The sequence below is a fragment of the Mesorhizobium sp. L103C119B0 genome, from assembly GCF_000502235.1.
In the GTDB taxonomy this organism is placed as follows: Bacteria; Pseudomonadota; Alphaproteobacteria; order Rhizobiales; family Rhizobiaceae; genus Mesorhizobium.
Map to the genome: position 1 here is coordinate 54,848 of NZ_AYXE01000007.1, position 14,088 is coordinate 68,935.

The following is a 14,088-nucleotide window of genomic DNA, read 5'->3' on the forward strand; positions in this document are numbered from 1 at the left end:
AAATCTTGACAGCGCCGCGCTTCCTGCTCCAGCGTGGCGTCATGTTCGTTTTCTCGTTCGCCATCGCCAAGCGACGCCGTTCCTGCACCACGCAGCGCGGCAAGCTGTTTGCGCGACGAAAAGGACCGGCCCAATAAAATTCCGGTTCGTTCGTTCCAGCCCCGCCCGCGACGTCTGCCGGCGGGGTTTTCATGTCTGGAGCCTTTGCCATGTCAATTCTTCCATCCTGTTCGACCGGCCCAATCAGCGGACGCTGCCGCCATCAAGGACATTGTGCGTGCCGCCTATGCCAAATGGGTGCCTCTGATCGGCCGCGAGCCGCTGCCGATGCGCGCCGACTATGACAAGGCGGTCGCCGAACATCCGTTCGATCTCGCCATCGAAAATGGCCGCATCGTCGGCATGATCGAGACCATGCCGGCCGACGATCATCTCTGGATCGAGAATGTCTGCGTCGCGCCACAGGCGCAGGGCAGGGGAATCGGCCGGCTGTTGCTGGAACGGGCGGAGCAGAAGGCGCTGGAGGCCGGCTGCTTCGAACTGCGCCTGCTGACCAATGGCGCCTTCATGGCTAATGTGTTGTTGTACAAACGGCATGGCTATACGATCGACCGGGAGGAGCCGTTCATGAACGGCATCACGGTCTATATGAGCAAGAAACTGGGGTGATGGCCGATAACAGGGAGGATCGGATGGCAGTCAGGGTCCGGTTGAAGCCGCTCACGGGGCGGTATGCGGTTTCGCGCCTCGAAGCAAAAGACAGCATTCCCGGCTGGGCGGACGGGCCGGGCTTCGTCAGCATTACCAGGACCGACGACGAGCTTTCGGTTGTCTGCCTGCAGGATCGGGTGCCGGACGGGGTGAAGCATGACAGGGACTGGGTCGCCCTGAAACTCCAAGGTCCCTTTGCCTTCGACGAAACCGGCATCGTGCTGTCGGTAATAAAGCCATTGTCGGAAAACGAACTCGGCATTTTTCTGGTATCCACCTTCGATGGCGACCATCTGCTCGTCAAAGCCAAGGATGAAGCCGCGGCAAGGGGGCTTCTGGTCGCGGCGGGGCACACGCTTCTGTAGCCGTCGGCTCAATCGCCCGCCCTTGCGTTTGACATCGCTCTTGCCCCATCGTTATCCCTGAACCGATACGACGATCTGGCGATCGCCCCCCATCAATTCAGAAATCCCCCGAGGAGAAGCCCATGTCACACAATCTGCAGTTCTATATCGACGGCGTGTGGGTCGATCCTGTCGTGCCCAGCACACTCGACGTCATCGACCCGTCCAACGAAGATGCCTTCGCGCAGATTTCGCTCGGCTCCAAGGCCGATGTCGACAAGGCGGTCGCCGCCGCCAGGCGCGCCTTCGGCACGTTCGGCTTCACCTCGGCCGAAGAGCGGCTCGATATCCTCAAGCGCGTCATCGAGATCTACAAGAAGCGCAGCGCCGATCTGGCGCTGGCCGTATCGCGCGAGATGGGCGCGCCGCGTCAGATGGCACTCGACAGCCAGGTCGGCATTGGCCTGGCACATCTGCAGAAGATGGCCGAGGTGCTGAAGTCGTTCGAATTCCGCCACGTCAAGGGCTCGTCGCTCATCGTCAAGGAGCCGATCGGCGTCGTCGGCCTGATCACGCCGTGGAACTGGCCGCTGAACCAGATCACCTGCAAGGTCGGTCCTGCGCTCGCCGCCGGCTGCACCATGGTGCTGAAGCCCTCGGAAATCGCGCCGCTCGACGCCATCATCTTTGCCGAAATCATCGACGAGGCCGGCGTTCCCAAGGGCGTCTTCAACCTCGTCAATGGCGACGGCCCGGGCGTCGGCCAGGCGCTGTCCAGCCATCCCGATGTCGACATGATGTCGTTCACCGGTTCGACCCGCGCCGGCATCCTGGTCGCCAAGGCGGCCGCCGACACGGTCAAGCGCGTGCATCAGGAGCTTGGCGGCAAGTCGGCCAACATCCTGTTTCCCGATGTCGATCTCGAAAAGGCCGTCAGCAAGGGCGTCGCCGGCTGCTTCAGCAACTCGGGCCAGTCCTGCAATGCGCCGACTCGTATGTTCGTGCCGCGCGACCGCCACGACGAGGCGACCGGCTACGCCAAGACGGCGGCCGAAAAATTGACCGTCGGCCCGGCCGATGCGGCCGGCACCAAGCTCGGCCCGGTGGTCAGCCAGATCCAGTTCGACAAGATCCAGGACCTGATCCAGGCCGGCATAGATGAAGGCGCCACGCTGGTCGCGGGTGGACCGGGGCGTCCGGCCGAGCTCAACCGCGGCTACTATGTCCGCCCCACCGTGTTCGCCGACGTCACATCAGATATGCGCATCGCGCGCGAGGAAATCTTCGGGCCGGTGCTGGCGATCATGCCTTACGACACCGTGGAAGAGGCGATCGGCACCGCCAACGACACTGTCTATGGGCTGGCGTCCTACATCCAGGCCAAGGATATCGAGAAGGCCCGCGAAGTCGCCGCCCGCATGCGCACCGGCAATGTCTACATCAACTATCCGCAATGGGACGCCGGCCTGCCATTCGGCGGCTACAAGCAATCCGGCAACGGCCGCGAATACGCCGAATACGGGCTGGAGGATTTCCTCGAGATCAAGGGCATCGCCGGCTATGAGGCGGCGGAGTAGGCCTAACCCTTGGGGACCGGCAACCAGCCGGTCTCGAGGCTTCAGCTCTTAAAGGTGCGGCTTCATTCTTCGCGGAAGGCTTTCTGGATCTGATCCGACAGCGGCTTCACCAGATAGGAAAGCATCGTCCGGTCGCCCGTCGGGAAGAACACCTCGGCCGGCATGCCCGGCGCCAGCGCCAGCCCCCGCAGCTTGGCGACCTCGGTTTTCGGAAGCGCCACCCGCGCCACATAGAAGGCTGCTCCGGTACGCTCTTCGATGGTGAGATCCGCCGAGATCCGCGACAGCGTCCCGGTCAGCTCCGGCGTGGTTTGCCGATTGAACGCCGACAGGCGCAAAATCGCATTCTGGCCCATCGTCACCTGGTCGATATCCTGCGGTGCGATATGCGCTTCAACGGTCAGGTCGTCCGTCACCGGTACGATCTGCATCACCTGTTCGCCGGGGGTGATGACCCCGCCGATCGTATGCACCGCCAACTGCAGCACCACGCCATCCTGCGGGCTGCGCAGATCGATGCGCTTCAACTGGTCCTCGGCCGCTACCTTGCGTTCGACGAACTCGGAGATCTTTCCCTGGGTATCGCGTAAATCGGTCGCGACCTCGCTGCGAAGATCCTGGTCGATCTGGATGATCTGCAGTTCGATCTCGGACGCCTTGCCTTTCACCTGGGCAATTCCCGCGGTCAACTGGCCATGCTCGCCTTCGAGCCGCACCGCGTCCCGTTCCAGCGACGTCATGCGGTCGATTCCTATCAGCTTGCGATGCCAGAGCGACCGCACACCTTCCAGCTCGATCCCTATCAGCTCGATCTCGCGGCGTTTCGCCTGCAGCTGCTCGGTCAGGCCGGCACTCTCCTGCTTCAACTGCGCGATCCGTTCGCGCAATTGCGATCGCTGGCCAGACCGCGCCTGGTGCCGGAAATCGAACAGCGATTGTTCTCCGGCCATCGATGCGGCGACACCGGCTTCGTCGCGCCGCGATGTCAAAACGTCCGGAAAGCTGATCGTGTCCTTGCCGTCACGCTCCGCCTCCAGGCGCGCCAACCGTGCATAAAACTCATCCAGACCTTTTGAGACGATCGCCAGATTGGCGCGCGTTGTCGTCTCGTCCAGCCGCACCAGAATATCGCCCGCCTTGACCCGGTCGCCTTCACGCACCCTGATCTCGCCGACCACGCCGCCCGTCGGATGCTGAACCTTCTTTACATTGGAATCGACCACCAGCCGGCCAGCTGCGATCACCGCACCCGACATCTTGGTCACCGCCGCCAGGCCGCCAACACCTCCGACAAGCAGCAGACAGGTAGCAACGCCAGCCACGAGATAGCGGCGGACCTGCCGGTGATGCAAAGCGCTTCTGTCCTCGCTCATGCCGGAACGCCTCGCTCCGTGGCGGCAACGACCTTGAGCGGCGCTGCCGATCGGAAGACCTTGTTCAGCACCTCGTCCTTCGGACCGAAGGCCTGCACATGGCCATTGGCCATCACCAGCACCGTATCGACATTGGCCAGCACACTGGACCGGTGCGCGACGACGATAACGATGCCGCCGCGGTCCCTGATGCCCTGGATCGCTGCGGACAAGGCCACTTCACCCTCCGAGTCGAGATTGGAATTCGGCTCGTCCAGGATGACCATGAACGGATCGCCATAAAGAGAGCGGGCAAGGGCGACACGCTGGCGTTGCCCCGCCGACAGCGAGGCGCCGGCTTCGCCAACCTTTGTGTCGTAACCGTCGGCCAGATGCACGACGAGATCATGCACGCCGGCGGCCTTGGCTGCCGCAAGCACCATGTCGGACGACGCATCCGGGTCGAAGCGGGCGATGTTCTGCGCAATCGTGCCGTCGAACAACTGCACATCCTGCGGCAGATAGCCGATATGTTTACCCAGCTCGTCGGCCGGCCACTGGTCAAGCGTCGCGCCGTCCAGCCGCACGGCGCCGCGCGCCGGAAGCCAGACACCTGCAAGCGTACGCACCAGCGATGATTTGCCGGAAGCACTCGGGCCGATGACCCCCAGGCCTGCTCCCCTGGCCAGTGAAAAACTTGCATCCCACACCACCGGCGTGCGTTCGCCCGGCGGGGCGACACTGACATTCTCGACCGCCAGCGCGCTGACAGGCGCGGGCAGGGTCACGCCGGTTGCGCCTTCCGGCAGCGCGGACAGAAGCTGCTTCAGGCGTGCCCAGCTTTGCCGCGCTGAAATGAAGCCCTTCCAATGCGCTATCGCCAGTTCGATCGGAGCCAGCGCCCTGCCCATCATGATCGAGCTTGCGATCATGATGCCGCCGGTCGCCTCTTGCTGGATGACCAGATAAGCGCCGATCGCCAGCATTGCCGATTGCAGCATCAACCGCAGGATCTTGGAAATCGTGCCAAGCGTTCCCGCGACATCGCTGGCCGCCGCATGGGCGTTCAGGTACTCGGCATTGACGGCAGACCACCGCTCGGCGATACGCCCGCCAAAACCCATGGCCTGCATGGCTTCGGCATTGCGCCTTGTCGCCTCGGCCAACGTGCTGCGAACGGCCGCGTGCTGTCCGGCGATCCTTGTCGGGCCGCGGGTCCGGAATTCGGCCAGAAGCGTCAGTGCAAACAGGACAACGGCGCCGGCAAGCGCGGTAACGCCGATCCAGAAATGAAAAATGAAACAGATGCCGATATAGAGCGGCATCCATGGCAGGTCGAACAAAGCGGTCGGTCCGGCACTGCCGATAAAGGAGCGGACCTGATCGAGATCCCGTAGGGGTTGCAGCCCGTCGCCGGAAGGCTTGGCGCGCAGCGGCAGGCGCATCAGCGCCGAATAGACCGACGGGCTCAGCTTTGCGTCCAACCCCTGTCCCAGCCGCACCATGAGGCGAGAGCGGATCAGCTCCAGCACTCCCTGAAACACGAACAATGTTCCCGCAAGCACCGCCAGGCCGACCAGCGTCGGCACGCTGCGACCCGGAACGACGCGGTCATAGACTTGCAACATGAAGAACGAGCCGGTCAGGGTCAGCACGTTGACGACCCCGCTCATCAGGACGATGCCCGAAAACGCACGTCGAAAGGACGCCAGGATTCCGACCAGCGTAAGCGGCGTCGATGGCGTCAGCTGCATGCAGGCTCGCAATCAGGATATGGCATCTCGTCCCTTCAATAGATAACTGCCTTGAGTGTGACATGGACGGGCAAGCCGGCCTGGAACTGCGCGCTGCCCCGCGCCACCAGCCAGCCGTCCGCACGCTCCAGGCGCGCAACGACCTGCAGCGTTGGTGAAGCGGTCGAGCTTGCGGGCAGGGGCAAGGAAAATTCTATGGTCTTTGAGCCGCCCTCGCTCTTGAGGCTGGTTTTGGCGGCGCGGCGTCGCCCACTGTCCTGAATGGCGGGATCCTCAAGATAGATCTCAAGATGACCTTCCGGGATAGCCTTGCCGCCCACAAAGGTGACGGCGCCGCGAATATCTGTTGCGCGGATATCTGGCGCGCGAATATCTGGCGATTGCGCTGCCGCTGCCCCGGTGGCCGCGGCGACTGCCGCAACTCCGGCGGCCATTAACACTGTGCGGCGGTCGGTCATCGCGTCCTCTCCCTTTTCACTGCGCTGGGGTATGCGGGAGGGGAGCCTGACGGCACCCCTCCCCCGGCAACGCGTTAGATGACAATGAAGTCTGCAGCCGAAAGATCCAGATTTGTGTTCAGGTGTGCAAACTGAACGGCTGCTCCCTGTCCGGAACCATCGGCGTCGTAAGACAATATTCCACTGTCGGTGTCGTAGATGATGCGGTCGTCGGCATCATGAGCAGCACCGGCTGCGCTCTTGTAGAATGAGCCCAAAGCGAGGGCGCCGTCGCCGCCAACGCTGGCAAAGATGAGGTTGTCCAGCAGGATCGTATCGTCGGCGACCTTGAAGTCCTTGATCCAGTCGATATTGCCGTTCCCGAGTTCTGTCGAGAAGCGGAAATAGTCGTCGCCGGCGCCGCCGGTCAGCGTATCGGCAGCCAGCCCGCCATCCAAAAGGTCGCTGCCGCCGCCGCCGTTGAGCGTATCGGCGCCCGCAACGCCCGGCTGAGCTGGTGCCGGCGGGAATTCGACCGACACGTTCAGCTTGTAAGTCGAGCCCTCCGGCACGGATTCGACCCAGCCATCGCCAGGAGCCGAGTCCGACCATTCGCCCTCCACAATATAGTAGGTTCCGGTTTCCTGAACGATGAAGCTGGTGCTCGAATCGCGGCCGTTGTTGGAGCCGGGGTCGTTGCCGCCATCGTCGTTCTGGGCGACGATATTGCCATCGCTGTCCAGCACCCTGACGATGCTGTCATGGACATTGGGGTCGGCAATGCCATCGATGTCGATGGTGATGATCGTGCCGGCCGCCAGGTTGATGCTGTAATATCCGCCCAAGCCGTTTCCGGTGGCATTGACGGTGGTGTGAAGGGTGGTCGTCGAATCGAAGATGTCGGGGTCGGCGGTCAGCGAGAAGTTGTTCGAGATGTCGAAGGCGGTCGAGACCGAATTGTTGGTCGCGTCCGGTCCGAGCGTGGCGTAGCCGGTGCCCATGCCCGGGCGTGGCGGAGCATCGCCCTGATAGGCGAAATCGCCGAGCAGGGTGTCATCGCCGCCGCCGCCGTCGATCTTGTCGGCGCCGCCCTGGCCGGTCAGCACATTGGCCGCGCCATCGCCGGTCAGGTGATCGTTGAAGCCCGAGCCAGCCAGATTTTCGATCGAGATATAGGTGTCGCCGCCGGATTTGCCGCCACCCAGTTTGAGGTTTTGCCCGCTGGCCGCGTCGGCGTAGTCCGCCGTGTCGCTGCCGGCGCCGCCATTCAATATATCGGCGCCGCCACCGCCGGTCAGCGTGTCGTTGCCGGCGCCGCCGGAAAGTTTGTTGGCCTGGGCGTTGCCGATGAGATGGTCGTCAAAGAACGACCCGACGGCGTTTTCGAAGCCGACCAGGATGTCGTGCCGGATAACGGTGCCGCGCCCGACGATCTGCACCGGGCCATCGCCGTCGCCGCCATTGGCCGTGCCATTGGCGAGGTCGATCGTCACGCCGGCGGAACTGCCTTCGTAGACGACCGTATCAATGCCGGCGCCGCCATCCAGATAGTCCTGGCCGGCGCCGCCGATGATCGTGTCGTTGCCGGCTTCACCGTACAGGATGTCGCCGTCATTGCCGCCATCCAGTATGTCGTTGCCGCCGCCGCCGTTGAAATAGTCGCCGCCGCCCCGGCCCCAGAAATGATTTGCCGCCGACGTACCGATGAAACGGTCGATGCGGTCATCGGAGCCGATCAGGTTTTCGATGCTGTAGAAGGTGTCGCCGGTGGCGGTGCCGCCATTGGCAACGTTCGTCTCGAGGTTGACGAGCAGTTGGAAGGGGCTCTCCTTGCTGAAGTCTACCGTGTCGACGCCGGCGCCGCCCCTGAATATATCGACGCCATCCTGGCCGCTCAGCGTATCGTCGCCGTCGCCGCCGTCGAGGATGTCGTTGCCTTGGCCGCCGAGGATCGTATCGTTGCCGCGGCCGCCATAGAGCGTGTCATTGCCGTCGTCGCTCTCGGTCTGGTCTGGAAGGTCGGCGACATCGATGGTGTTGTTGATGTCGCGGCTGGCGAGCGAGTCGCGGCCGCCGATGATGAGGTCATCGCCGCCCTGGCCGAAGATCGTGTCGTCGCCGGCGCCGCCGTCGAGCGTATTGTTGCCATTGTCGCCGAAGATGACGCTGGTCATCGTGTTGTCGCCGATGGTCGGTGCGGTTTCGGTGCCGCCGTCTCCAGGCTGGAGTGTCGACTCGTCGGCGTAGATGATGTGTTCGACGTTGGCGATTTTCCGGATATTCAAGTTCCGGTTCAGCAGAACGACCGTGTCATTCCCGCCATTCGCTTCCTCGCGCACGATGTCGTCGAGGGAATCGACGAAGTAGGTGTCGTCGCCGCCATTGCCGGCCATGCGGTCGCCGCCGCCGCGGCCATCCAGCACGTTGGCTCCGTCATTGCCAATCAGGACGTCGTCATAGCTGCTGCCGATGCCGTTCTCGATGTAATAGTCGGTGCCGTCGGCGTTGTGCCCGGCAAAGATCGACACATTGTTGCTGTGGCCGTTGACGCTGGAGAACTGTCCGGCGCGCAAATCGAGGATCGTACCGGCCGTCGAGCCGGAGAAGTCGATCGTGTCGGTTCCGCCGGTGTCATGGATGACAAAGCCGATATCGTGCTGCATGCCCGAGGAGGTCAGCCGGTAGCCGTCCACGGCACTGCCGAAGCCGTAGACGTTGTCGCCGGTGTTGAGATCGATATGCTGATAGGTGCGCACGCCGTTCTCGTCGACGGTGGAGAAAAAGCGGCGGATGACCGCCTCGATGTCGGCCATCATCGGCGTTGACGCCGACCAGCGGCTGGTTTCACCGACATCGATCCCGTCGAAATAGGACATGACGCTGTATTGCTGACGGTCGTAGGTCCAGGTCGCATTGTTCAGATAATTGATCTGTACGCCGCCGGGGCCGCTGTAATTGTAGAGCCCGGGGTGGTTCAGCCCGAACTCATGACCGAATTCATGGATGAAGGAATCGAAGACATAGCCGCCAATATCCGTCTTGTTGACCTCGGTGTCGTGGAAACGCTGGCCGATGCTGACATAGCGGTCGTTGGAATAGGCGCTGCCGTCGTCCTCTTCGCCCAGTTCGGGGCTGACAACCTGCATCCAGTCCGTTGCGCTGTTGTATGGTGCATTGTCGACGATTTCGAACTTCAAAGGGGTGACACTGGCCCACATCTGCAAGGCGCCGATCGCGGCGGCCTTGTATTCGGGATGGTCATTGAGCTCGGAGACATTGATCCTCAGCGTTCCCGCCGCGATCGCCGGCGTTATCGACCGGTCCAGCGCTCCAAGGTAGGTGAGGAAGGCCCCGTAATCTTCGCTTTTGCCGTACGGGTTGTCCGGCGTCTGGTCGTTGACCCACCATTGATCGCTGGTTTGGCTTGGGTTCGGCATCCTTGGGACTCCTTGGTCTCGCAGCCGTGGCAATTACGGCCGTACGGTTTAGCTGTTGCCAACCACCGACAAGCATCGTTTGCGCTTGCCGGTCGAGCCCCGTCCCAGTGGCAACAATGCTATTGGAATCTTCGCTTGTCTAGCCTCTGTTCGCGCTCAGTACATATGAAGGTTCTTGGGCGCGCTTGTACCGGCGGGTTTTGAGATACTCGTTTGGTGTTAATTGAGCTATCGCTAATCTATGGTCGTACCTCGCCCGCCATGCGCACCACAATGTCTGCATCAACCATCCCGGCTGGCGCAGGCTGCCGGTCGGGCGGCGCAAAGCAATCCGGCAACGGCCGAATACGCCGGATACAGGCTCGAGGATTTCCTCTCGATCAGGGGCATCGCAGGCTACGAAAGCGGCGGAGTAAGCTTCCGTCTTTCGCTCAAACGCCGGTATGCGCGCTGTTGCCTTTCGCGGGCGGGGCAGGCGGCGGGACCACCGCCTTCGTGCTCTCGCCGGGGGCGTCGACCGGGACGAGGGTTATCGCGCCGGTTGGGAAAATGATCGAGCGTTGCGCAAGGGCACGAGGGCGGAACGCGCAGGCGTGCTTCAGAAACCCGCCCGGCGGGCGAAATGTTCATAGGTCACGCGCCAGGGGTCGCTCTCCGCGCGTCTCTCCTCGCCGATCCAGTGAAAGCTGTCGGCGGTGATCTCGGTGAACCGCCACCGCGCCTGCAGGCCGCGCGAGTCGGCGCCCATCTGGACGATGTCCTTGCCTTCGGCCCGCCCGATCTGGCGCGAGTAATCCTGGTTGAGCGGATCGCTCCAGATAATGTGCCAGCCACCGATCCCGGGATCGAAGACGCGCAAGGTCGTGCCATACATGGTGGACGGGGCAGGGCGCCTGGGCCTGATCCAGATGTCCTGAATGGCGCGGCCTTCGAGCACCCAACCAAAGTGACACTCGCCATCCCATTTCTGAATTGTGCCGTCGTTGCGGTGGTGGAGCGTCTCCATGTCCCAACTGCCGATCAACCATCCATACAGGTCCATGTCTTTCGCCCGGTCGGCTGGCGGACCTTCGGATGCGAGAGCGGTAAGAAACGTCGCCATGATTGTCTCCAGGCAAGCCGCGCCGAAACGCTGGGCGTTCCAACCCTTGCACCGTTGCGGGTTCCTGGTCTTGGGAAAAATTGCGGTAATGCTGCTGTGAAGGCAGCCGGCCTTCCGCGTTCGCGCCATTCCAAATCTATGCGTGAATGCTAATGTAGCGTCGGCGGGTACCCCAATGCCCGCCTGGCCGGCGCCTCCTCAGGCCATCTCTTGAATGAGCGGCGCCGGCCGCTGATTTGGGCGGCGACCAAATTCCCGCCGGAGGAATATGAGGCGGGTAGGCGATTATTGCTGGGCAATTTTGGCAGGCATTCCGATATCGGTCTGTATCCCCAGAACGTCCGCTGCCCAATCGCGCAGTTCCGGAGAGGCATCGCCGGATTTCATGATCATTGGAACCCAATCAATTCTCGGGCGGCGCTTCATCTTCCCAGCCGGCCAGCTCCGGCAGGTCGTCAAGCCAACTCTTCTCCGTCGCCGAAGCTTCGCCGGCCTGCGGTACCGCCTCTGTGGCGTTTTGCATGAGCGAGTCCATCCACTTGCGATAGGCAGGCGGGGCCAATTCCGGCGGCAGCACCTTAGCCTTGGCCAGCATGCGTTTGCGGAAACTGAGTTGCCGGCGCAGTTTCGTCGTCGTGAATTTTATCGCCTTGCCCTGATATTCCACCGTCCAGCGCCCATCGCCGTGGCTGGTCAGCCTGTCGATGGCAAAACCGGCATCGACCGGCCTGTCGCGCCAGGGAAGCTCGATGGCATTCCGCCTGAGATCGAGTGCCCATCGCCGGTAATCGGCCCCGGCACGCTGCGGCGGCAGAACGCCGGCCTGTTCGAGGATTTTCCTGCGAAAGGTAGGCTGCTTCTTGATCTGGCCGGTTGTCAGCTCGATGCGATGCCCACGCAACTCGACATGCCAGCGGATTCTCCCGTTGCCGACATATTTTGCCAGCCTGTCGATGGCGAACTCGTCGTCGGACAACTCCACGCATCCCTGGCGGATGCGTTCGAGGATGTACTGGCTGTCAGTGGGCATGACGTGCCTTGGCTGGGGAACCTGGACAGTAATCCAACATTTTTTAAGCCTTTGAAATCGAACAAACTATTGCTTTTAAATGTCTTTTCGGCGTAAAACTGTTCCGGTTTAGTGTTCCGGAATGGTGCTACGGAAGGGCGAAATGGCAAGGCTTACTTACCTCGAAAGACGCGGTGCAACTTACTATGCGCGGATCGACATTCCCGTTGATCTTGTGCCACTTTACCACACGACCACGCGAAAGAAGTCGCTGCGCACAAAGGATGAGGCGACAGCGAAGGCGCGGCTCTGGCCGGTCATTGAAGCCTGGCGCGCGGAGTTCGATGACGTGCGCACCCGGCGAGAACTCACCGCCGACGACAAGGCCGATGCGGTCTGGCAGCACTACACCCGCGCCCTTCAGCGCGACGAGCAGATACGGCAGACGATGCCTACGGATGCCGACATTGAGGCTGCGACCAAACAGGCTGTCGAGCGCGTCCAGCGCGACGGCATCGATGTGCGCGACACCCTGGTGTTGCTCGACGCAAGCGTTGACGTGATGGTCCTGAAGAAACGTCGCGCCTTCGACGCTCACGCCCGAAGAGTTAAGCTTGACGCCATGCGCAAGCATCTGGTGGCCGGTGAGACGGCGCTCATCGAAGACGAGCTCGACGACTACATCGAGCGCAACAAGCTCCTGATCGACCCGCTGTCTCCAGATCGGGGCGATCTCGCCCGGAAGATGATGCGCGCTGAGATCGAGGCCCTACAGCGCACCGTCGAGCGCGACCAGGGCGACTACGGCGGCTCACCGAAGGACCCGATCGTAAAGCCTGCCACCGGCACCTCACGCGAACAAGCCGCGCCAGGTGAGGGGATAATGGAACTGTTCGAAGTCTATGCTGCCGAAAACCCGAAAGGCATCGCCACCGACACCATCGCACAGGCTCGCCGCGACGTTGGCACCTTCGTCGACTACGTCGGTAGCACTTGCCCTGTTCACCGGATCGACAAGAAGGCCGTCCGCGAGTGGAAAGCGCTATTGATGAAGTATCCGGTGAAGGCGACCGAAAGCACGGCCTTCGCCGGCATGAAGCTCGCGCAGATCGTCAAGCACAATGAGACGATCGGAAAGCCGGTAATCACCGCTCGCACCGTCAACCGCTACCTCGCCGGGTTTAGTGCGTTTTGTAGCTGGCTGGTCAATCACGGCTACCTCGATCATAACCCGGCTGACGGCATGTTTCTAAAGAAGACGAAGAGCAGCAAGCCTGTCTTCACGTCGGACCAGATGAACGCCCTGTTCAAGTCGCCCCTGTTTACCGGATGCCAGAGTGCCGACGAGTGGCGCTTCGTTGCTAAGCCTGGCAACGTCAAGATCCTCGACCATCGCTACTGGCTCCCGCTTATCATGCTCTACTCGGGCGCCAGGCCGGCCGAGATTGCGCAGCTTGCAGTCGCCGATGTGCGCCAGGAGCACGGCCACTGGATCATGCACATCACCACGGAAGGCGAGGGCGACAAGAGCGTGAAGACCGAAGGCTCAATGCGCGTAGTTCCTGTTCATGACGAGCTGATCCGTTTGGGCTTCATCAAGTATCGGGACGGCATGGAAGCGGCAGGCCATAAGCGCCTATTCCCTGAGGCTAAGCGGAACTCACGCGGCCAGATGGTCGCCGAGTTCTCACGTGAGTTCGGGCGATACCTCACGCGGCTGGGAATGAAGACCGGTCGCGGCTTGTCGCTCTACAGCTTCCGGCATGGTGCGGCTGACGCCTTACGCCGGGCAGGGCATCTGGACGAGCACTTCGGCTTCATCCTAGGCCACACCGCCGGCACCATGACCGGCCGCTACGGGATCATGCCACAGGGGATGCTTGCGCAGCGCGTGGCCCTGGTGAACTCTATCGCCTATCCAGGTTTGGACCTATCTCAGCTTTCGTCAACTTAGGCCAAGTCGCGATCGGCAGTCATTGATGGTTGTATAGGTCGATGACCTCTTTTCCCGTATGGCCGTCAAGAAGAGGGCCTATTTTGTCGTGAATCTGCTCTGGGGTCAGCTTCTGCCCCAACGGGGATGCAATCATAGACAAACGGAAAATTGCGCCACCAAGTGCCTGTTTTTGGTCGGGGTCCATTGAGTCCAAGACCTTCTGCATAGACGCCTGAAGGGCTTCGATGCTCGAATTGTCAAATTTCACTTCCTCGGCAATAGCCGGGTCGAGAGGCAGATTGCACATAAGCGCAAATGCCAAAGTAAAAATTTTCCGCATTGTTCCTCCCACCGTTACCTCCAGCGCTATGCGTAGAGGAAAACAGCGAAAAAGTCAATGGAATATATTCCTACAAAGTTCAAATAAAG

11 protein-coding genes are annotated in these 14,088 nt (G+C 61.8%); 4 read left to right on the top strand and 7 right to left on the bottom strand.

Annotated features, from left to right (window positions below; translation table 11 throughout):
• The first annotated feature begins 273 nt into the window (after nt 1–273).
• The 3 genes from X728_RS0135120 (at nt 274) to X728_RS153235 (ending at nt 2,632) form a co-directional block, all read left to right on the top strand.
• The gene (locus X728_RS0135120; RefSeq protein WP_023682888.1) at nt 274–669 is read left to right on the top strand and encodes a GNAT family N-acetyltransferase; all 396 of its coding nucleotides are present in this window, start codon (nt 274–276) and stop codon (nt 667–669) included.
• A gap of 23 nt (nt 670–692) precedes the next feature.
• Nucleotides 693–1,076, top strand: a complete 384-nt coding sequence (locus tag X728_RS153240; protein ID WP_023682887.1) for an ACT domain-containing protein — start codon at nt 693–695, stop codon at nt 1,074–1,076.
• Between the two features lie 122 nt (nt 1,077–1,198).
• Complete coding sequence (locus tag X728_RS153235; protein WP_023682886.1) at nt 1,199–2,632, top strand: aldehyde dehydrogenase family protein; 1,434 nt, start codon at nt 1,199–1,201, stop codon at nt 2,630–2,632.
• Nucleotides 2,633–2,694: 62 nt separating this feature from the next.
• On the opposite strand, the gene X728_RS153230 is transcribed toward X728_RS153235, so the two are convergent.
• From X728_RS153230 to X728_RS0135130, 6 genes are all read right to left on the bottom strand, one after another.
• Entirely contained in the window at nt 2,695–4,005 is a 1,311-nt protein-coding gene (locus tag X728_RS153230; protein WP_023682885.1) for an HlyD family type I secretion periplasmic adaptor subunit, read from the bottom strand.
• Complete coding sequence (locus X728_RS153225; protein ID WP_023831568.1) at nt 4,002–5,738, bottom strand: type I secretion system permease/ATPase; 1,737 nt, start codon at nt 5,736–5,738, stop codon at nt 4,002–4,004. The genes X728_RS153230 and X728_RS153225 overlap by 4 nt, the downstream gene beginning before the upstream one ends.
• A 35-nt stretch (nt 5,739–5,773) precedes the next feature.
• Nucleotides 5,774–6,196, bottom strand: a complete 423-nt coding sequence (locus tag X728_RS153220; protein ID WP_023682883.1) for a hypothetical protein — start codon at nt 6,194–6,196, stop codon at nt 5,774–5,776.
• A 74-nt stretch (nt 6,197–6,270) separates the two neighbouring features.
• Nucleotides 6,271–9,612 (bottom strand): M10 family metallopeptidase C-terminal domain-containing protein, encoded by a 3,342-nt coding sequence (locus X728_RS153215; RefSeq protein WP_023831569.1) that lies wholly within the window; start codon nt 9,610–9,612, stop codon nt 6,271–6,273.
• A gap of 598 nt (nt 9,613–10,210) precedes the next feature.
• A complete protein-coding gene (locus X728_RS153210; RefSeq protein WP_023689675.1) occupies nt 10,211–10,714 on the bottom strand; it encodes a hypothetical protein in 504 nt (167 codons plus the stop codon).
• Between the two features lie 403 nt (nt 10,715–11,117).
• Nucleotides 11,118–11,744 (bottom strand): hypothetical protein, encoded by a 627-nt coding sequence (locus X728_RS0135130; protein ID WP_031195469.1) that lies wholly within the window; start codon nt 11,742–11,744, stop codon nt 11,118–11,120.
• Nucleotides 11,745–11,886: 142 nt separating this feature from the next.
• Between X728_RS0135130 and X728_RS153205 the strand changes: the two genes are divergently transcribed.
• The gene (locus tag X728_RS153205) at nt 11,887–13,677 is read left to right on the top strand and encodes a site-specific integrase (protein ID WP_023831570.1); all 1,791 of its coding nucleotides are present in this window, start codon (nt 11,887–11,889) and stop codon (nt 13,675–13,677) included.
• 19 nt (nt 13,678–13,696) lie between these two features.
• Here the strand turns inward: X728_RS153205 and X728_RS153200 are convergent, their stop codons facing one another.
• Complete coding sequence (locus X728_RS153200; protein ID WP_155923971.1) at nt 13,697–13,999, bottom strand: DUF6694 family lipoprotein; 303 nt, start codon at nt 13,997–13,999, stop codon at nt 13,697–13,699.
• Between the last annotated feature and the right edge of the window lie 89 nt (nt 14,000–14,088).

Bases quoted from the DNA above. Each gene is read 5' to 3' on its own strand.
- X728_RS153240 (WP_023682887.1), top strand. From the start codon at position 693: ATGGCAGTCAGGGTCCGGTTGAAGCCGCTCACGGGGCGGTATGCGGTT.
- X728_RS153235 (WP_023682886.1), top strand. From the start codon at position 1,199: ATGTCACACAATCTGCAGTTCTATATCGACGGCGTGTGGGTCGATCCT.
- X728_RS153230 (WP_023682885.1), bottom strand. From the start codon at position 4,005: ATGAGCGAGGACAGAAGCGCTTTGCATCACCGGCAGGTCCGCCGCTAT.
- X728_RS153225 (WP_023831568.1), bottom strand. From the start codon at position 5,738: ATGCAGCTGACGCCATCGACGCCGCTTACGCTGGTCGGAATCCTGGCG.
- X728_RS153220 (WP_023682883.1), bottom strand. From the start codon at position 6,196: ATGACCGACCGCCGCACAGTGTTAATGGCCGCCGGAGTTGCGGCAGTC.
- X728_RS153215 (WP_023831569.1), bottom strand. From the start codon at position 9,612: ATGCCGAACCCAAGCCAAACCAGCGATCAATGGTGGGTCAACGACCAG.
- X728_RS153210 (WP_023689675.1), bottom strand. From the start codon at position 10,714: ATGGCGACGTTTCTTACCGCTCTCGCATCCGAAGGTCCGCCAGCCGAC.
- X728_RS0135130 (WP_031195469.1), bottom strand. From the start codon at position 11,744: ATGCCCACTGACAGCCAGTACATCCTCGAACGCATCCGCCAGGGATGC.
- X728_RS153205 (WP_023831570.1), top strand. From the start codon at position 11,887: ATGGCAAGGCTTACTTACCTCGAAAGACGCGGTGCAACTTACTATGCG.
- X728_RS153200 (WP_155923971.1), bottom strand. From the start codon at position 13,999: ATGCGGAAAATTTTTACTTTGGCATTTGCGCTTATGTGCAATCTGCCT.